The 17,880-nt window shown below is 65.6% G+C and carries 18 protein-coding genes, 1 other RNA gene and 1 pseudogene; 12 read left to right on the top strand and 8 right to left on the bottom strand.

Annotated elements, in window-relative coordinates:
- Positions 1-288, bottom strand: a pseudogene (pyrH, locus tag B4A72_RS08095) (UMP kinase); the annotation flags it as partial.
- Between the two features lie 138 nt (positions 289-426).
- Between pyrH and miaA the strand changes: the two are divergent.
- Entirely contained in the window at positions 427-1,308 is an 882-nt protein-coding gene (gene miaA, locus B4A72_RS08090; protein ID WP_292958816.1) for a tRNA (adenosine(37)-N6)-dimethylallyltransferase MiaA, read from the top strand.
- 91 nt (positions 1,309-1,399) lie between these two features.
- Entirely contained in the window at positions 1,400-2,344 is a 945-nt protein-coding gene (locus B4A72_RS08085; RefSeq protein WP_292958814.1) for a helix-turn-helix domain-containing protein, read from the top strand.
- Here B4A72_RS08085 and B4A72_RS08080 read toward each other — a convergent pair.
- Together B4A72_RS08080 and B4A72_RS08075 are read right to left on the bottom strand one after the other, a co-directional pair.
- Entirely contained in the window at positions 2,332-3,093 is a 762-nt protein-coding gene (locus tag B4A72_RS08080; RefSeq protein ID WP_292958813.1) for an RlmE family RNA methyltransferase, read from the bottom strand. The genes B4A72_RS08085 and B4A72_RS08080 overlap by 13 nt on opposite strands.
- Positions 3,093-4,214 carry a Ppx/GppA phosphatase family protein gene (locus B4A72_RS08075; RefSeq protein ID WP_292958811.1) on the bottom strand — a complete coding sequence of 374 codons (1,122 nt, stop codon included), beginning with the start codon at positions 4,212-4,214 and terminating at the stop codon, positions 3,093-3,095. Before B4A72_RS08075 ends, B4A72_RS08080 begins: the two co-directional genes overlap by 1 nt.
- Before the next feature lie 199 nt (positions 4,215-4,413).
- Between B4A72_RS08075 and B4A72_RS08070 the strand changes: the two genes are divergently transcribed.
- Genes B4A72_RS08070 through B4A72_RS08060 form a run of 3 tightly spaced genes read left to right on the top strand, consistent with a single transcriptional unit; the run spans position 4,414 to position 6,605 of the window.
- On the top strand, positions 4,414-4,695 hold the full coding sequence (locus tag B4A72_RS08070) for a virulence factor (protein WP_292958846.1): 282 nt from the start codon (positions 4,414-4,416) through the stop codon (positions 4,693-4,695).
- Positions 4,696-4,724: 29 nt separating this feature from the next.
- On the top strand, positions 4,725-5,606 hold the full coding sequence (locus B4A72_RS08065) for a methylenetetrahydrofolate reductase (RefSeq protein ID WP_292958809.1): 882 nt from the start codon (positions 4,725-4,727) through the stop codon (positions 5,604-5,606).
- Between the two features lie 12 nt (positions 5,607-5,618).
- Positions 5,619-6,605, top strand: a complete 987-nt coding sequence (locus tag B4A72_RS08060; protein WP_292958807.1) for a methyltetrahydrofolate cobalamin methyltransferase — start codon at positions 5,619-5,621, stop codon at positions 6,603-6,605.
- A 15-nt stretch (positions 6,606-6,620) separates the two neighbouring features.
- On the opposite strand, the gene B4A72_RS08055 is transcribed toward B4A72_RS08060, so the two are convergent.
- The 3 genes from B4A72_RS08055 to B4A72_RS08045 are packed head-to-tail and all read right to left on the bottom strand — an operon-like array spanning position 6,621 to position 9,738.
- On the bottom strand, positions 6,621-8,165 hold the full coding sequence (locus B4A72_RS08055; RefSeq protein WP_292958806.1) for a DHA2 family efflux MFS transporter permease subunit: 1,545 nt from the start codon (positions 8,163-8,165) through the stop codon (positions 6,621-6,623).
- Positions 8,162-9,289: an HlyD family secretion protein gene (locus tag B4A72_RS08050; protein WP_292978307.1), complete on the bottom strand. Its 1,128-nt coding sequence runs from the start codon at positions 9,287-9,289 to the stop codon at positions 8,162-8,164. The genes B4A72_RS08055 and B4A72_RS08050 overlap by 4 nt, the downstream gene beginning before the upstream one ends.
- Entirely contained in the window at positions 9,286-9,738 is a 453-nt protein-coding gene (locus B4A72_RS08045; protein WP_292958804.1) for a MarR family winged helix-turn-helix transcriptional regulator, read from the bottom strand. Before B4A72_RS08045 ends, B4A72_RS08050 begins: the two co-directional genes overlap by 4 nt.
- Positions 9,739-9,868: 130 nt before the next feature.
- Between B4A72_RS08045 and gndA the strand changes: the two genes are divergently transcribed.
- A complete protein-coding gene (gene gndA / locus B4A72_RS08040) occupies positions 9,869-11,266 on the top strand; it encodes an NADP-dependent phosphogluconate dehydrogenase (RefSeq protein ID WP_292958803.1) in 1,398 nt (465 codons plus the stop codon).
- 3 nt (positions 11,267-11,269) lie between these two features.
- Here gndA and B4A72_RS08035 read toward each other — a convergent pair whose 3' ends face one another.
- A complete protein-coding gene (locus B4A72_RS08035) occupies positions 11,270-11,770 on the bottom strand; it encodes a MarR family winged helix-turn-helix transcriptional regulator (RefSeq protein WP_292978306.1) in 501 nt (166 codons plus the stop codon).
- 221 nt (positions 11,771-11,991) lie between these two features.
- Here B4A72_RS08035 and ectA point away from each other — a divergent pair, with 221 nt between their 5' ends.
- From ectA to B4A72_RS08005, 6 genes are all read left to right on the top strand, one after another.
- Positions 11,992-12,534: a diaminobutyrate acetyltransferase gene (gene ectA / locus B4A72_RS08030; protein ID WP_292958799.1), complete on the top strand. Its 543-nt coding sequence runs from the start codon at positions 11,992-11,994 to the stop codon at positions 12,532-12,534.
- A 56-nt stretch (positions 12,535-12,590) separates the two neighbouring features.
- On the top strand, positions 12,591-13,877 hold the full coding sequence (ectB, locus tag B4A72_RS08025) for a diaminobutyrate--2-oxoglutarate transaminase (RefSeq protein WP_292958797.1): 1,287 nt from the start codon (positions 12,591-12,593) through the stop codon (positions 13,875-13,877).
- Between the two features lie 5 nt (positions 13,878-13,882).
- On the top strand, positions 13,883-14,275 hold the full coding sequence (locus tag B4A72_RS08020; protein WP_292958795.1) for an ectoine synthase: 393 nt from the start codon (positions 13,883-13,885) through the stop codon (positions 14,273-14,275).
- A 3-nt stretch (positions 14,276-14,278) separates the two neighbouring features.
- The gene (locus tag B4A72_RS08015; protein ID WP_292958793.1) at positions 14,279-15,718 is read left to right on the top strand and encodes an aspartate kinase; all 1,440 of its coding nucleotides are present in this window, start codon (positions 14,279-14,281) and stop codon (positions 15,716-15,718) included.
- A gap of 333 nt (positions 15,719-16,051) precedes the next feature.
- Positions 16,052-16,406, top strand: a transfer-messenger RNA (tmRNA) gene (gene ssrA, locus B4A72_RS08010).
- Between the two features lie 261 nt (positions 16,407-16,667).
- A complete protein-coding gene (locus B4A72_RS08005) occupies positions 16,668-17,162 on the top strand; it encodes an SspB family protein (RefSeq protein ID WP_292958791.1) in 495 nt (164 codons plus the stop codon).
- Positions 17,163-17,217: 55 nt separating this feature from the next.
- Here the strand turns inward: B4A72_RS08005 and B4A72_RS08000 are convergent.
- Positions 17,218-17,880: Hint domain-containing protein (locus tag B4A72_RS08000; protein WP_292958789.1), on the bottom strand; the 663-nt coding region annotated here is incomplete at its 5' end.

Raw genomic sequence — 17,880 nt, 5'->3', positions numbered from 1 at the left:
GCTTTGCAATGCCAAACCGTTGATCACGGTGGCCAGCATCCCCATGTAATCGGCGGTCGTCCGCTCCATCCCCTGCGCGCTGCCTTGCAGGCCGCGGAAGATGTTGCCGCCGCCGATGACCATGCAGACCTCGACGCCCATCTTCTGAACCGATTCGACCTCGTTGGCGATACGCGCGACGGTCGGCGGGTTCAGACCGAAGCCCTGGTCGCCCATCAGCGCCTCGCCCGAGATCTTCAGCATCACGCGGCCATACTGCGCGGGCGCTGCGCCCTTCTCTTCGGTCATGTCCGATCCTTCCTGAATGCGGCTGCTACTGGGCTGATAGCGCGGCCGATAATGGGGCTGATGGGGCGGGTCGCTTTCATCGCCGCGCAAAATGTCGCAAAAGGCGGGCGTGTTCAACCGGCCAAGGACCGCCCGGCGATGTCCCGCCTTGATCAGATCGACGCCGAGCGCCACCTGCTGATCGCGGGGCCGACCGCCAGCGGCAAATCCGCGCTTGCGCTGCAGGTGGCCGAGCGGCAGGGCGGGCTGATCGTCAATGCGGATGCGATGCAGGTCTGGTCCTGCTGGCGCGTTCTGACGGCGCGCCCCTCGGCCGCCGACGAGGCCGCGGCACTCCATGCGCTTTATGGTCATGTCACGCCGGATCGCAGCTATTCGGTCGGCGACTGGCTGAAGGATGTCGGCCGGCTGACGGACCGAAGGCTGATCGTCGTCGGCGGAACCGGGCTTTACCTGACGGCCCTGACGCGGGGTCTGGCCTATGTGCCCCCCGTCCCGCCTGAAATCAGGTTCGAGGGCGATGCCCTGGTGGCAGGCAAGGAAGGACTTGCGCGGATGATCGCGGGGCTGGATGCGCGGACCCGCGACCGGATCGACCTGCGCAATCCGGCCCGTGTCCAGCGCGCCTGGGAGGTCTGGCGCGCGACCGGTCGCGGGCTTGCGGAATGGCAGGCCGATACGCCGCCGCCCCTGATCACGCCCGCGCGCAGCCAGCGCCTTGTCGTCACCGCCGATCGCGACTGGCTGGCGGACCGGATCGCGCGGCGCTTCGATCTGATGATGGAACAGGGTGCCCTGGACGAGGTGCGCGCCATGCTGCCGCTGTGGGACATGTCCCGGCAATGGGCCCGCGCCATCGGCGCGCCGGAACTGGCGGCCAGCCTGCGCGGCGAAACCGATCGGGCCGAGGCCGTGCAGCGCGCGGTGATCGCCACCCGCCAATATGCCAAGTCGCAGCGCATCTGGTTTCGCAGTCGAATGCATGACTGGCAACCGTGGCCCGCCGGAGAATCCCCTTGATATCGCTTGAATTGTATCGAACCGAGGATTGAAAACGCCACGAAAACAGGCCATTCTACCTATGGTTGTTTACTCTTGGTGAGGTCTGTCGGTGAATCTGTCCCAAGCCGGCGAAACGGTTCGCTTTCCCTTCACGTCCCCCGGCTTCAAAGGCGTCGCGGCGTTTCCCGCCACGCCTGCACCGATCGAGGATTCCGATGCCCCCCGGCGCCGGCGGCAGGGGGGATGGCAGGCCGGGCGCCGGCCGGCCGCGCATCGCCCGCTGAAACTGCTGCCGCTGGCCAGCTTCGTCTGGGGCAGCGATGGCACCCCGCCGCGCCCGCAGATCCGCAGCGATCACGTGATCCTGTGGGTGATGTCGGGACGGGTGCGGCTGCGCTTTCCGGCACGGGACCAGACGCTTGGGGCGGGCGATCTGCACTATATCCCCGCCGGAACCGCCTTCGCGGCCCTGCCCGGCCCGGACGACCAGGGTCATGTCGCCATCCTTCCGCGCGGCCTTGCCGAACTGGCCTGGCCCTGCCTGCCCACGGCGACGCTGGCCACCGAGATCGCCCTGGAGGGGCCACGATTGCTGACCATTCTGCGCGACCTCGCCGCCGCGACCGGCCCCGATGCCGGCGGGGTCGGGCTGCTGGCACGCTGCATCGCCGGGCTACCGCCTCGGGTCAGACGCGACAGCCACGCCGATGCGCTTGCATGCTCGCGGCCCGACATGTCGCTGATCGCCCGTTTCCGGGACCTGGTGCTGAGCCGGATGGGCAGCGACCAGTCCACCATCGCCGAGCTTGCGCGCGATCTGCATTGCAGCACCGGAGCACTGGATCGGGCCTGCCAGGCGACGCAGGGCTGTCGCGCCATCGACTTTGTCAACCGCCTGCGGCTGGAGCGCGCGTTCCAGGCCTTGCGCGACGGCCAGGAAAGCCCGGTCCGGATCGCCGAGCGCCTGGGCTATGTCAGCCATGCCCATTTCGCCCGCGCCTGCGTCGCCGCAACCGGCCGCACGCCCGAAATCTTCCGCGCTCAGTCCGGCTGATCGCCGCTTTCGGCATTTTCCCCGCCCCGGCCGCGAAAGCCGGTCGCGACCACGAATTTCTCGGATGAATCACTGCGGCTGGCCGGCGGCTTGACGTTGGCGACCTTGGAAAAGCTGCGCTTCAGCAAAGCCTGCATTTCGGATTCCGCACCGCCTGCCAGCACCTTGGCCACGAAGGTTCCGCCGGGTTCAAGGATGTCCAGCGCCAGTTGCGCGGCGGCTTCCACCAGCGCGACGATGCGCAGATGATCGGTGCCCTTGTGCCCCGACGCAGAGGCCGCCATGTCGGACATGACCACATCGGCGGACCCGCCCAGCCAGTGCTTGACCTTGTCGTCGGCGCCGTCCGACAGGAAATCGAGCTGATGAATCTCGGCCCCGGCGATGGTATCGACCTCTTGCAGATCGATGCCGATGACGCGCCCCACGGCCTTGCCCGATTGGTCGCCCAGGGCGTTCACCCGGTCCACCGCGACCTGACACCAGCCGCCGGGTGCGCAGCCCAGATCGACCACCCGTGCGCCGGGCAGCAGAAACCGATACTTGTCGTCCAGTTCCAGGATCTTGTAGGCCGCCCGCCCGCGAAAGCCATCGCGCCTGGCGCGGGCCACATAAGGGTCGTTCAACTGCCGTTCCAGCCACAATTTCGAAGACAGCTTGCGCCCCTTGGCGGTCTTGACCCGCACCTTGAGGTCGCGCTGGCCGCGTCCGCTGGTCTTGCCCGCGCGGCTGCCGGGTTCTTTCGCCATCATGCCACTCCGTTCAGCCCATCCGGCGTCAGCACCCCATCGCGCACCATCTGGGCATAAAGCAACCCTTCCCGCAGCCCGCGATCGGCGACCGACAGCTTGTCGGTGGGCCAGACCCGCATCAGCGTCTGAAGAATCGCCACCCCCGACATGATCAGCGCATGGCGTTCACGGCCGATACGCGGATCGGCCCGCCGCCCTTCGGGACCAAGCGTCAGATAGGAATGGATCACCTTGTCGATCTGGGCGCTGCTCATTTCCAGCCCGTCCACCTTGGTCCGGTCATAGCGTCTGAGCCCCAGAAAGGACGCCGCCACCGTCGTCACCGTCCCCGAGGTGCCGATGATCTGGAAACCCTCCTCGGGCGAGCCATCCGCATAGGGGGCGAAATCGGCCAGCATTTCCTCGAAATACCAGCTCATCAGCGCGAAGCGGCCCTGATCGTCTTCGACATCGGCGAACTGGTCGCGCAGCGTGGCCACGCCCAACGGCACGCTGATCCAGTCCACCACCCGCGCGCCGCCCGGCTGCGGCTTGGCGAAACCTTCCGACAGCCGCATGATCGCGCGCGGCCGTTCCTTGGGCTCGACATCTTCCAGATCGATCCAGACCAGTTCGGTCGAGCCGCCGCCGATATCGACGACCATCAGCGTCTCGGTCTTCTGGCTGACCAGCGGCGCGCAGGAAATCACCGCCAGCCGGGCCTCTTCCTCGGCATCGATGATCTCGACCGGCAGGCCGGTCTCGCGGCGGATGCTGCGCAGGAAATCGCGGCTGTTGCGCGCGCGCCGGCAGGCCTCGGTCGCGACCAGGCGCATGTTGCGAACCCGATGCTGATCCAGCTTGCGCCGGCATACCTGCAGGGCGTGAACGGTGCGCGCCATCGAACCGCGGGACAGCCGCCCCGAAGCCTCCAGCCCCAGACCAAGCTGAACCGGCTTGGAAAAGCTGTCGATGACCTGAAACTGACTGCCGCGCGGTCGCGCAATCAGCATCCGGCACGAATTTGTGCCGAGGTCGAGGGCAGCATACAGTGCCCCTTCCTCGGGTTGTCGGGTGCCTGACGGCTCGACCGTATTTTTCGGGAACGCGTCCGCACCCGCAGGACGCCTGGGCGTCATGACACACGCCCTCCGATGACAAGTTGTCCGAAAGGTAGCCTGCCGCCCGCCTGCGATCAAGGGTGCGCCGCCACGCGAGAGCGGCGTTTCGGGCGCCAGTTTGCGACACAGGTCGCAAATCCCCCGCGCCATGGTCGCAAATGCGCGGCGCGGCGGCGCGATCCGTGGCTATGAGGGGGCGAGACGGAGGACGCCGACGATGGCCGATGTGACGCTGGTTCTGTGGCGCGATATTCCCGCGCAGGTGCTGCAAGGCAAGGGCCGGGGCGCGGTTCGGATCACGCTGGACGAGCGGTTCGAGCAGGCGATCGACCGGGCGGCAATGAAGGCGGGGCTTTCGGGCACCGACGATTATCTGGGCGAATGGCGGCGCGAGACGGTTCAGGCCGAGGATGCGCAGGCGCTGGCGACACGGATCGAGACGGAATACGACACCGCCCGTCTGCGCGACCTGATCGCGTCGGGCGGGCGCAAGGATTGACGACACGTTTTGGCAGGAGGCAGGACAAGATGGCCCTGATGCAATTCCGGACCCCTTCGCGCAGCGCGGCCCCGATGGCGGCCTTCCTGCAAGGCGCCTCGATCGAGGTGATGCCACGCACTGCTGCGGGCGTTTCCGATCTGCGCGACCGTCTGCCCGCCGGAACGCTGGTCTTCGTGGCCCATATCGATGGCACCGCGCCCGCCGACATGCAGGCCACCGTCGCCCGTCTGGCGCGCGACGGCTTTCGGCCGGTGCCGCATGTCCCGGCCCGAATCGTTCCCAGCCGCGCGGCGCTGAACGAATGGGTCGCCGGCTATCGCGATGCGGGCGCCGAGGGCGCGCTGCTGCTGGGCGGCGGTCTGTCTGCGCCGAAGGGAGAATTCCGCGATTCGATGCAATTGCTGGAGACCGGCCTTTTCGGCGATTTCCGCCATTTGTTCATCGCCGGCCACCCCGAGGGCAACCGCGACATCGACCCCGATGGCGGCGAGGCCGAAGTGATGCGCGCTTTGCGCTGGAAAGCCGATTTCGCCGCCCGCACCGATGCCGACATGCAGATCGTGACCCAGTTCGCCTTCGAGGCGCAGCCCTGCATCGACTGGGCCGGACGCCTTCGCGCGGCGGGTATCGACATGCCCATCCGCATCGGCGTCGCCGGCCCGGCCAAACTGCAGACCATGCTGAAATTCGCCATCATGTGCGGCGTCGGCCCCAGCCTGCGGGTTCTTCAGCGCCGCGCCCGCGACGTGACCAAGCTGCTGCTTCCCTATGAGCCGACCGATTTCGTCGGCGCTCTTGCCCGCGCCAGGCAGGACGATCCCGACTTTCCCATCGCTGCCGCGCATGTCTTCCCGCTGGGTGGCATCGCCGCCTCGACCGACTGGCTGTCGCGCGCCCGCGGCGAATAGGAAGGCACGCCCATGACCCGCACCGTTCTGGAATCCGCCACCAAGACCGTCATCATCGGCTTTGACGAGCCGTTCTGCGTGATCGGCGAACGCATCAACCCGACCGGCCGCAAGAAGCTGGCGGCGGAACTGGAGGCGGGCGATTTCTCGACCGTGGAACGAGACGCGCTGGAACAGGTGGCCTGCGGGGCGATGGTGCTGGATGTGAATTCCGGCGCGGTCTTCACCAACAGGATGGCCGAAGACCCGCGCTATGCCGACAACAATTTCGTGGAACCGGTGCTGATGCCCGAACTGATCGCGCGCGTTCAGGCGCTGGTCGATGTGCCCTTGTGCATCGACAGCTCGGTTCCCGGCGCGCTGAAGGCGGGGTTGGAGACCTGCAACGGCCGCCCGCTGCTGAACAGCGTGACCGGCGAAGAGGAACGTCTGGAACTGGTCCTGCCGCTGGTCAAGCAATACAACGTGCCCGTCGTGGCGATCAGCAACGACGATACCGGCATCAGCGAAGACCCCGAGGTGCGCTTCGCCGTGGCCAGAAAGATCGTCGAGCGCGCCGCCGATTTCGGCATCCCGGCCCATGACATCGTCGTCGATCCTCTGGTCATGCCGATCGGCGCGATGGCGACGGCCGGCCGACAGGTCTTCGCCCTGATCCGCCGCCTGCGCGACGAGCTTGGCGTGAACACCACCTGCGGGGCCAGCAATATCAGCTTCGGCCTGCCCCACCGCCACGGCGTCAACGCGGCCTTCCTGCCGATGGCCATCGGCGCGGGCATGACCAGCGCCATCATGAACCCGGTCCGCATGGTCGAGATGGAGGCGATCCGCGCCGCCAACATGCTGATGAACCACGATCCCAATGGAGGCGAATGGATCCGCTTTGCCCGCGTGATCGAGGCGGTCGGGGCCGGCGCGACCTATGCCGAAGCCAGCAAGGCCGCCGCCGGCACCGGTACCAGCGGCAGCCGTCGCGGCGGGCGCCGGGCGCGGGGCTGACCGCGCCGCGGCCGATCACTCCATATGCACCGGCTCGGCCGCGCCCCTGGGGGCCTGTCCGGGCTTTCGCAGCAGCAGCACGATCGGAAACACCACCACGGTCAGCAGCATCATCAGCATGAAGTTGTCGATATAGGCGATCATCGCGGCCTGTTGGCTGACCAGCATGTCGGCGATGCTGGCTGTCAACGGATTGCCCGACAACAGCCCCGCAAGCTGCAGGCGGACCTGCGGCGACCCGGCCGTCAGGCTGCTGGCGATTTCCTCGTGGTTGATCACGCTCATCCGCGCCAGAACCGTCGTGACCAGCGATATCCCGACGCCCGACCCGACATTGCGCACAAGGCTGAACATCGAGGTCGCGTCGCCCCGGAACCTGGCGGCGATCGTGGCGAAGGTCAGCGTGGACAGCGGCACGAAGACAAAGCCCAGCCCGAAGCCTTGCAGGATCCCCGACAGGATGATCGGGCGCGCGTTCATCTGTGTCTCGAAGCCGGTCATCATGTACAGCGACAGCGCCGTCATGGCGAGGCCGAAGACCACCAGCAGGCGGGCGTCGTATCGCGCCACCAGGCGTCCCACCAGCACCATGGACAGCATCGTGCCGACGCCTCGCGGGGCCATGACCAGGCCGGTCGAGATCACCGGATAGCCCATCAGCTTTTGCAGCAGCGGCGGCAGCAGCGCGAGACCGGAAAACAGCGTCATCCCGATCACGAAGATGAAGATCAGCCCCATGACAAGATTGCGGTCGCGGAACATGCCCAGATTGATGAAGGGATCCTCGGCGGTCAGGCAATGGATCACAAAGACCCACAGCCCCGAGATCGCCAGCGCCAGGTAAAGCCAGATCTCGGCCGACTGGAACCAGTCCACCGATTGCCCGCGATCCAGCAGCATCTGCAAGGCGCCGACCGCCAGAGCCAGCATCGCGAAGCCGAACACGTCGAAGCGGCGGGCGCGGGTTTCCTCGCGCGGCATGAAGATCAGCACCCCGGTCAGCGCGATCAGGCCCACCGGCAGGTTGACAAAGAAGACATAGCGCCAGTTGAAGACTTCGGTGAGCCAGCCGCCCAGCGTCGGACCGATGATCGGGCCGACCATGATCCCCGCGCCGTAGATCGCCATCGCCTGCCCGATCTTCTCGCGCGGGTTGATGTCCAGCAGCACCGACTGCGCCAGCGGGATCAGAACCGCTCCGGTGATGCCTTGCAGAACGCGGAAAAGCACCATCTCGGGCAGGCTGGTCGACAATCCGCAGGCAACCGAGGTCAGGACGAAGCCCGCGATGGCGGCGGCGAAAACCATGCGCCGGCCGAACCGGTCGGCGGCCCAGCCGGTCAGCGGCGTGGCGATGGCAGCGGCCACGATATAAGAGGTCAGCACCCAGGTGCTTTCCTCCTGCGTGGCGCCCAGACTGGCCGCCATGTGCGGCAGCGCGACATTGGCGATGGTGGTGTCCAGCACCTGCATCACGGTCGCGATGATGATCGCGGCCGTCAGCCAGCCCGGCGCCGCCACGCGCAGGTTGGGTGCGGACAGGACGGGCGCGGCGCTCATCTCAGCTGGTCCAGGCGGCTCTTGCCGGTATCGATAGAGACCCGGGCCGAAAAGCCGTTGCGCAGAACGCCCGCAGGCGCGCCGTCAAGCTGGATGCGCACGGGCAGACGCTGAACCACCTTGACCCAGTTGCCGGTCGCATTCTGCGCCGGGATCAGCGAGAACTGCGATCCGGTCGCGGCGCCGATGCTGCCCACCTTGCCGCGCAATTCCAGATCGGGATAGGCATCGAGTTCGACCGAGACGGGCTGACCGGTCCGGATCCCCTGAAGCTGGGTCTCCTTGAAATTCGCCTCGATCCAGGTGTCGTTGGCATCGACCAGGGTGGCGATCCCCGATCCGGCCTGCACGAACTGGCCGACATTCAGGCTGCCGACCTGGGCCACGGTGCCGGAAACCGGCGCGTCGATCCGGGTCTTGGCCAGGTCGCGACGGGCCGCGTCCAGTCGCGCGATGGCGGCGCGAACGGCGGGCAGATCGTCGGTCTGTGCCGTCGGATCGCCGCCCAGGGCCGCCGCCGCCGCATCGCGCTGACGCCGGGCGATGGCGACATCGTTGCTGGCATTGCGCGTGGCCACGGTCGCGTCATCCAGCGAAGCGGCGGAATTGACGCCCCGCTTGACCAGCGCCTGCCGGCGTTCCTGTTCACGATTCTGCACCTCGAGGATACTCCGGGCCGCCTCGAGCTGCGCCTCGGCCGTGGCATAGGCGGCGCGCTGCTGTTCGACGGCCAGCCGCGCCGACGCCAGCGCCGCCTCGGCCTGTGCCACCGCGATCCGGTAAGGTTCGGGATCCAGCCGGAAGATCGGCGCGCCGGCCGCGATCTGCTGGTTTTCGGTCACATCAACCTCGGTGATGCGACCGCTGACATCGGCCGAGACCGGAATCATCGGCTGATGCACATAGGCATTGTCGGTCGTCACGTAGCGCCCGCCCGTCAGCCAGTAACCGCCCCCGGCCAGCACCAGCGCCAGAGGCACCGCAGCCATCAGCATCCGCCGCCGCCCCTTGCGCCTTTTCGGCACAGGCGCGGCCTGCGCCGCGACCGCCGCACTTGCGGGCACGGCCTCGGCATCCTTCATCTTTCCCGTCTCGGCATTCATCCCGTTCGCCCTTTCCGTCACGGCCGATCCTGAAGGTTCGCGATGACCTGCCCAAGCAGATCGGCCAGCATTGTCCTGTCATCCTCGGCCAGCCCGGCCAGCGCCCGCCCCAGGATGCCCGAAGCCGTCTCGCGCATCCGGTCCAGCAAAACCGCGCCCTGCGGCGTCACGCGCACAAGCTTGGCGCGGCTGTCGCCGGGATCGGGTTCGCGACGGATGAAGCCCGCGCCCTCCAGCCGTTCGGCCACATCGCTGACCGTCATCGCCGAGGCATTGATCGCCTTGCCAAGCGCCGCCTGCCGCAGCCCGTCCGGGTGCTGCGCAAGCTGGCCCATGACCCGCCACTGGGTCAGCGTCAGCCCCTCGGGGCCGGCCGCATGCTCGAATTCGCGGCGCAGCAGGGCTGCGGCCTCCTGCAACAGCAGACCGCAGCGCTTCTTGGCCTCGAACGACTCGCTTTGCGTTTTCATACGGGCACATATAATAAGTGTTCGTATAAAGAAAAGGAAAAAATGCACGTTCTGCAAAAGCGCGGTCGCGTGACTTCCGCCGCCGCGCGGATTATGGCTTGCGGAACCATCGGAATCGGAGGCTTTCGCCATGACGGACAAGGCACAAATCGGATTGATCGGCTTGGGCACCATGGGCGCGGCCCTGGCGCTGAACATCGCCGAGAAGGGCTTTCCCATCGCCGTCTGGAACCGCACGACCAGCGTCACGCACCGTTTCAAGGCCGAAGCGGCCGCGTTGGCGGACCGGGTGATTGCGACCGAAACCCTGGCCCAGCTGGTGGCCGCCATCCAGCCGCCGCGGGCCATCATCCTGATGGTGCCGGCCGGTCAGCCGGTGGACGATCAGCTTGAGGCGCTGAGCCCTTTGCTGGACGCCGAGGATCTGGTCATCGACGCCGGCAATGCCGATTTCCGCGACACCGACCGCCGCGCTGCCGCCGGCCTGCCCTTCCATTTTCTCGGCATGGGCGTATCGGGCGGCGAGGAAGGCGCCCGGCACGGCCCCTCGATCATGGGCGGTGGCACCCAGGCCGACTGGGACCGCGTGGCCCCGATCCTGACCGCCATCAGCGCCAAGGCGGAAGACGGCACCCCCTGCGCCGCGCGGATGGGCGATGCCGGGGCGGGCCATTTCGTCAAGATGGTCCATAACGGCATCGAATATGCCGACATGCAGATGATCGCCGAGATCTATGGCATCATGCGCGACGGGATGGGAATGGATGCCGCCGCGATCTCGGGGATCTTCGCGGGCTGGGACAAGGGCGTCCTGCAATCCTACCTCGTCGAGATTTCCGCCAGGGTCACGGCGGCCGCAGACAGCCATACCGGCAAGCCGGTCATCGACATGATCCTGGACCGCGCCGGCCAGAAGGGCACCGGTCGCTGGACCGCCATCGAAGCCCAGCATCTGGCGGCACCGATTCCGGTGATCGAGGCGGCGGTGATGGCGCGCAATGTTTCGGCCCGGCTGGAGGAACGGCGCAGCTGGCAGGACCGATTCGGCGCCGCGCCCCAGCCCTGCCGGATCGCGCCCGAGACGCTGGAAAAGGCACTGATCGCCGGCAAGATCCTGTGCTATGCGCAGGGCTTTTCGATGCTGGCGGCGGCTTCGGGCAAATTCGGCTGGACGCTGGAACTGCCGCAGATCGCGCGGGTCTGGCGGGCCGGCTGCATCATCCGGTCCGCGATGCTGAACGACATGGCAAAGGCGCTGAGCGAGGATCCCGGCCGCAATCTGGTCCTTGCCCCCGATTTCGCCCGGCTGGTCGCGGACGGTCTGCCGGCCTTGCGTCAGGTAGTGACCCAGGGTGTCGGCGCGGGCCATGCCCTGCCCGCCCTGTCGGCCGGTCTGATCTGGTTCGACATGATGCGCACCGCGCGCGGCACCGCCAACATGATCCAGGCGCAGCGCGATTTCTTCGGCGCCCACGGATTCGAGCGTGTGGACGGGATCGACGACAAGCACGGTCCCTGGGGCGCGTAAACCCTAGCGCGAGACGATATGGATCTCGCCGGTCGCCAGGACCGGCGAGGCGTCGAAACCATCCGCGTTCAGCATCGCGGCGGCGCGTTCCAGGTTGGCAATCAGCATCGCCTGTTCCCAATCGGCCATTTGCGCGAAGCTGCGCACGAAATGCTGTTGCAGCGCATCGGGGGCAGTCTGCAATGCCTGCCGACCCCGTTCGGTGATCACCACATTGGTCTGCCGGCGGTCGCTGTGCGACCGATGCCGCCCGGCATGGCCGCGCCGTTCGAGCTGATCGACCAGCGTCGTGACCGTCGCCTGGCTGACCCCCATCTGTCCGGCCAGAGCCGTCGGTGTGGCGCTGCCGCCCTCTCGTCCTTCGAGGATCTGCAGAACCCGCAGCTTGGCCGGGGTCAGGCCCGCGGCATGGGCCAGTTCCCGCTCATGCAGCTGCGTTGCACGCAAAATGCGGCGCAGCGCGATCAGCGCCTCGTCAACGCGATGAGGGTCGGCCTGGCTCATGGCAGGATCATGCCGGAAGGCCCGATCCGGCGCAATCGGCAAGTGTCGGCGTAAAATATTTTACTTGACTAAGCGCATTTTTGCATGTCTCGCGGCACAACCTCCCCGAAAGCCATTGAATTATAGCTATTTAGCTGTTTTCGCCCAAATTTTCCCTTAGATGTTGCAACCGGAAGGCGGTTTTACTAGTTAGACTGTCAAAGCAAATGAGGACAGATCAGATGCCCAAGGACGTGTTGAACATCGAACCCCCCCGCCGTCGGACGCTGACGCTGCGCAAGCCGGAAAGCACCGACGGTTCGGCCATCTGGGAACTGATCCGCGCGTGCAAGCCGCTGGATCAGAATTCGATGTATTGCAACATCGTGCAGGCCGAACATTTCCGCGACACCTGCGTCGTCGCCGAAATGGAGGGTGACATCGTGGGCTGGGTCTCGGGGCACATGATCCCCAACGAGGATGCCCTGTTCGTGTGGCAGGTGGCGGTCAGCCCAAAGGCGCGCGGGCTGGGCCTCGGCCGGCGGATGCTGGAACACCTGATCGGCCGCGACGCCTGCGCCGAGGCGTCGCAGTTGAACACCACGATCACCCGGGACAACGAGGCGTCCTGGGCGCTGTTTCGCAGCTTTGCCCGCCGCATGGGCGGCGATCTGTCGGACGAGGCGCATTACAAGCGCGACGATCACTTTGACGGTCAGCACGCGACCGAACACATGGTCACGATCACGCTTCCCGACGAAGGCGACGTCTCCAGCGCCGCCTGAAGGCCGCCATCCGAACCAGATTTTCACCGACGCACCGAGGTGCGAAAGGACACGTCATGCCGAAAGACATTCAAATCCAAACCGACATCTTCACCCGACGCGAAAGCGAAGCGCGGTCCTATTGCCGCAGCATCCCCGCGGTCTTCACATCGGCCAGCGGCTCGATCCTGAAAGATGCCGAGGGCGCGGAATATATCGACTTTCTCGCCGGCTGCTCGTCGCTGAACTACGGCCACAATGATCCCGACATGAAGGCCGCGCTGATCGACCACATCGCCGGCGACGGGATTGCACACGGTCTGGACCTGCATACCGACACCAAGGCGCGCTTTCTCGACGCGCTGGATCGCCACATCCTGTCGCCGCGCGGCATGGATCACCGGGTGATGTTCACGGGCCCGACCGGCGCCAACGCCGTCGAGGCAGCGATGAAAATCGCCCGCAAGAAGACCGGGCGCACCAACATCATTGCCTTCACCAACGGCTTTCACGGCGTGACCATGGGCGCGCTGGCCGCGACGGGCAACAGTTATCACCGCGGCGGCGCCGCGATGGACACACAGGGCGTGACACGGATGCCCTATGACGGGTTTGCCAAGGGCATCGACGGAGCCGCTTTGCTGGATCAGATGCTGTCCGACGCCTCGGGCGGAATCGACGCGCCGGCCGCGATCATGCTGGAAACGATCCAGGGCGAAGGTGGCCTGAACGCCGCATCGGCCGACTTCGTTCGCGACGTGGCGGAGGTCGCCAGAAAACACGGCGCATTGTTGATCATCGACGACATCCAGGCAGGCTGTGGCCGTTCGGGGACGTTCTTTTCGTTCGAGAAGATGGATGTCACGCCGGATATCGTCACCATGGCCAAGTCGATTTCGGGCTTCGGCCTGCCGCTGGCGCTGGTTCTGGTTCGTCCCGAACATGACATCTTCGGCCCCGCCGAACATAACGGCACCTTCCGGGGCAACACCCATGCTTTCGTGACGGCCCGCGTCGCGATCGAGAAATTCTGGTCGGATGATGCCTTCCAGACGGAACTGGCCGACAAGGCCGCACTGATCGAACGCCGTCTGACCGAACTGGCGGACCTGGTTCCCGGCGCCTTCCTGAAGGGTCGCGGGCTGATGCGCGGTGTCGATGTCGGAACGGGTGATCTGGCCGGAAAGATCTGTGGCCGCGCCTATGAGATGGGCCTTGTGATCGAGACCTCGGGCAGCGACGGACAGGTCGTCAAGGTGCTGGCCCCTCTGACCACGCCCGCCGACACATTCGAAAAGGGTTTCGACATCCTGCTGCAGGCAGCGCACGACACCCTCGACACCACCAGGATCGCTGCGGAGTAGAAGACATGATTGTTCGCGATTTCAACAAGCTGAAAGACACCGACCGTTCGGTCAGCGACGCGCGCTGGAATTCGGTGAGGATGCTTCTGGCCGATGACGGAATGGGCTTTTCCTTCCACATCACCACTCTGGAGGCAGGGTCGGAACACACCTTCCACTACAAGCACCATTTCGAAAGCGTCTATTGCATGTCCGGTCGCGGGTCGATCACCGACCTGGGCACGGGCGAGACACACGAGATCAGGCCCGGCGTCATGTATGCGCTGAACCTGCATGACCGGCACACCCTTCGGGCCGAGGAAGAACTGGTCATGGCCTGCTGCTTCAATCCGCCCGTCACCGGAACCGAAGTCCATCGCGAGGATGGATCCTACGCCCCGGTGGAAGAAACGGCCTGAGCCATGAACAGCACCCCGAACCATCATACGGTCGAAAAGATCGGCGGCACGACCATGTCGCGGGTGAACGAATTGCGCGACACGCTGCTGATCGGCAGTCGCTCGGGCGCCGATCTCTATAACCGCATCTTCGTCGTCTCCGCCTTTGGCGGCATTACCGACCTGCTGCTGGAACACAAGAAATCGGGCGAATCCGGCGTCTACGCCTCGTTCGCGCAATCCGACAGCGGCTATGGCTGGCACGACGCGCTGGACCGGGTCGAAACCCGGATGATCGCGGCCCACAACAAGGTGCTGGATCACCCCGCCGATATCGAAAGCGCCGACACTTTCGTGCGCGAACGGATCCTGGGCGCCCGCAACTGCCTGATCGACCTGCAACGCCTGTGTTCCTATGGCCATTTCCGCCTGTCCCAGCACATGCTGCAGATCCGTGAACTGCTGTCCGGCCTGGGCGAATCGCATTCGGCCTACGCCACCACGCTGATGCTGCGACGCGCTGGCGTGAACGCCCGCTTCGTCGATCTGTCGGGCTGGCGTGACGAAGGCGAGGTTTCGCTGGACGAACGCATCCAGGGTGCGATGAACGGTGTCGATCCGGCATCCGAGATGCCCGTCGTCACCGGCTATGCGCAATGCGCCGAAGGGCTGATGCACGAATTCGACCGCGGCTATTCGGAAGTGACCTTCTCGCGGCTGGCGGCGCTGACCGGCGCGCGCGAGGCGATCATCCACAAGGAATTCCACCTGTCCTCGGCCGATCCGAATCTGGTCGGACCCGATGCCGTGCGCAAGCTGGGCCGGACCAATTACGATGTCGCCGACCAGCTTTCCAACCTCGGGATGGAGGCGATCCATCCGAAGGCCGCCAAGACCCTGCGTCAATCCGGCGTGCCGCTGCGCGTGACCAATGCATTCGAGCCCGAGGATCCCGGAACGCTGATCGACGACCAGCCTGCCGAGGAAGCGGCGGTCGAAATCGTCACCGGGCTGGATCTTTTCGCCTTCGAATTGTTCGAACAGGACATGGTCGGGGTCAAGGGCTATGACGCGGCGATCATCGACACGCTGACGCGCCACAGCGTGCGCATCGTGTCCAAGGTGTCGAACGCCAACACGATCACGCATTACGTGGACAGCAGCCTCAAGGTGCTGCGCCGGGTCGAGAAGGATCTGGCCGAGAAATATCCTTCGGCCGAAATCTCCTCGCGCGCGATCTCGATGGTCGCAGCGGTCGGGCGCGACATGGATGGCCTTTCGGTGCTCAGCCGTGGGCTGAACGCTCTGGCCGAGAACGGGCTGGAGGCGATCGGCGCCACGCAGGGGCCGCGTCAGGTGGATGTGCAGTTCATCGTCGAACGCGATCAGATGAAGTCCGTCATCAGGTCGCTGCACGGCGCCCTTGTCCAGGGCGACCGCAAAACCAGTCGACGCGCGGCCTGAGTACCGATAGCGAAGATGACCAGCAAAAGGCCCCGGCGAAGGGGGCCTTTTCGCTGTCTGCGAAGGACTGGCGGCGCGATCCGCCTGGCCGCCGGTTTCGACGATCCTGATGACTATCAGGCCGGCCCGCGACGGCCGCCCGTCCCGTCTGCCGAGCCGGCGCCGATCGGATCGCCGGGCGCGCGCCTGCCCGGAGGCGACAATGCGGCGATGACATCTGCGAGCGGCAAGATCATCCGGGACAGGTTCGAAACCTGCCGGATCTCGTCATCCACGCTTGGCCGGATCGGGCCTGCCGCGATCGGAAGGTTTCGCCTGAATCCCACCATGGTTGCGGTTGCGAAGACGGGGCCGCCTGCCTATATTCATGATGTCCGGTGCAAGCCGGACTATGGACATAAACGCGCTCGTAATACGCGGATCGGACCCGGGGGCGGTACCCGGCGGCTCCACCAAAAACCCTCGTTGGGGGAACATGGGGCCGAAACAGGATCGACGAACGTCTAAAGGGGTTATGCTTTGTCCCGGTGAGCCACCACCGTTATCGGTGCAAAATGTACAGTTGCCAACGACAACCGTGCTCCGGTCGCTCTGGCTGCGTAAGCAGTTCGAGAGATCGAAACCTAAGCCCTTCCGCCTAGCAGCGTAAGGCGGGGCCCGCAGGAGCCTGGCAACAGAATCCTGCACCTTCACCCTTTCATCAGCCTGTCCGCGCGGAACTGCCGCGTAATCCATCACGTTTGCCAAGACATCCGGAAAAGGAGATTTTCCATGAAGGGGCTTGTCGCGTGGTGGCTGGGCGTGCCGGTCGTGATCATCGTGATCCTGTATCTGTTCGGCGTGTTCTGATCGCATCCGTGGGGGCGACGGCCTTTCACGAAAGTCGCGCCCCCCTCTTTTCATCGACGTCCATATGCCTATGCTGACGCGCAAGCAAAAGGATGACGGCATGGCACGATCCGGGATCGATTATGGCGGCATGATGCATCGGGCGATGCAAGGTCTGATTGCCGACGTCCTTGAAGGCGTTGCGGAAAATGGTCTGCCGGGCGAGCATCACTTCTTCATCACCTTCGACACCCGCGACGAAGGCGTCGAGATGGCCGATTGGCTGCGGGAACGGTATCCCGAAGAAATGACCATCGTCATCCAGCACTGGTTCGACAATCTGACCGTCGATGACCAGGGGTTCACCATCACGCTCAATTTCGGCAATTCGCCCGAACCGATGCGCGTCCCCTTCGACGCCCTGCGCACCTTCGTCGATCCCTCGGTCGAATTCGGCCTGCGATTCGAAACGCAGGACGGCGACGAGGACGAAGATGAGGATGAAGAAGCCGGCGCCGAATTCGATCTGGACGTCGCAGACAGCAGCGACGATGGCCCGGATGATGTTCCGCCGGGCGGCGGCGAGGTCGTGCAACTGGACCGCTGGCGCAAATAGACCGCTTGCGCCGCGCGCAGCGGCAAGGCGGGCCCAGGCCCGCCCCGACCATGCTTTACTGTTCGATCAGGGCTGATCCGTTGCGGGCGTGGCGCGATGCAAGCTGGCGGGCCTTGCGACCCGGCGCCAGTTCACGCGCCGGGACCGGGCGATAATCCGCATCCGCAAGTTCGGGGAACAGGTCCAGAATTTCGCGCCGTGCCTGGCGTCCCACCGATTTCAGCGCCTCGGGGCCCGTGAACATCGTTTCGGTTTCGGCACCGTTCGAGACGACGATCGAATGGCAATCCAGCAGAAAGTGGAAATACTCCATCTCGGCCATGTCGCCGGCGAGGTCGATGCCGTCAACTTCCAGCAATTGCTTGGCGGCGACCAGAACCTCGTCGGTGCCGAACATGCGCTGCGCGATCCGGGACCGGACCAGAACCCGATGCTGGGGCGACACGACCAGATCGGCATGGGGCTTGCCCGCGCCCAGGGCGCCCGCGGCAATCCTGATCGGACGCAGATGCGGTGCCGCGGCCAGCGCATCGGCGCATTTGACGGTGCTGCCGATCCAGATGATCGGCTTCAGATCACCCTCGGCCGTCAGAACGCGATCGCCGATGCCCAGATTCTCGACGCTGACCGGCCCGGTCGCGGTCTGGATCATGGTCCCACGCGCGAAGCACGCGACCGGCACATTGGCGAAAGCCGCGCCGAACCCGGTTGTCGCGAT

Source organism: Paracoccus sp. UBA5162 (genome assembly GCF_002413585.1).
GTDB lineage: Bacteria > Pseudomonadota > Alphaproteobacteria > Rhodobacterales > Rhodobacteraceae > Paracoccus.
The sequence above is the reverse complement of the archived record's forward strand: the minus strand, read 5'-3'. Positions and strand labels throughout refer to the sequence as shown.

Coding starts and splice junctions, on each gene's coding strand:
- ectB (WP_292958797.1), top strand. CDS start 12,591: ATGCCGAAAGACATTCAAATCCAAACCGACATCTTCACCCGACGCGAA.
- B4A72_RS08080 (WP_292958813.1), bottom strand. CDS start 3,093: ATGGCGAAAGAACCCGGCAGCCGCGCGGGCAAGACCAGCGGACGCGGC.
- B4A72_RS08005 (WP_292958791.1), top strand. CDS start 16,668: ATGGCACGATCCGGGATCGATTATGGCGGCATGATGCATCGGGCGATG.
- B4A72_RS08035 (WP_292978306.1), bottom strand. CDS start 11,770: ATGAGCCAGGCCGACCCTCATCGCGTTGACGAGGCGCTGATCGCGCTG.
- B4A72_RS08075 (WP_292958811.1), bottom strand. CDS start 4,214: ATGACGCCCAGGCGTCCTGCGGGTGCGGACGCGTTCCCGAAAAATACG.
- B4A72_RS08045 (WP_292958804.1), bottom strand. CDS start 9,738: ATGAAAACGCAAAGCGAGTCGTTCGAGGCCAAGAAGCGCTGCGGTCTG.
- miaA (WP_292958816.1), top strand. CDS start 427: ATGTCCCGCCTTGATCAGATCGACGCCGAGCGCCACCTGCTGATCGCG.
- B4A72_RS08070 (WP_292958846.1), top strand. CDS start 4,414: ATGGCCGATGTGACGCTGGTTCTGTGGCGCGATATTCCCGCGCAGGTG.
- gndA (WP_292958803.1), top strand. CDS start 9,869: ATGACGGACAAGGCACAAATCGGATTGATCGGCTTGGGCACCATGGGC.
- B4A72_RS08055 (WP_292958806.1), bottom strand. CDS start 8,165: ATGAGCGCCGCGCCCGTCCTGTCCGCACCCAACCTGCGCGTGGCGGCG.
- B4A72_RS08060 (WP_292958807.1), top strand. CDS start 5,619: ATGACCCGCACCGTTCTGGAATCCGCCACCAAGACCGTCATCATCGGC.
- B4A72_RS08020 (WP_292958795.1), top strand. CDS start 13,883: ATGATTGTTCGCGATTTCAACAAGCTGAAAGACACCGACCGTTCGGTC.
- B4A72_RS08065 (WP_292958809.1), top strand. CDS start 4,725: ATGGCCCTGATGCAATTCCGGACCCCTTCGCGCAGCGCGGCCCCGATG.
- ectA (WP_292958799.1), top strand. CDS start 11,992: ATGCCCAAGGACGTGTTGAACATCGAACCCCCCCGCCGTCGGACGCTG.
- B4A72_RS08015 (WP_292958793.1), top strand. CDS start 14,279: ATGAACAGCACCCCGAACCATCATACGGTCGAAAAGATCGGCGGCACG.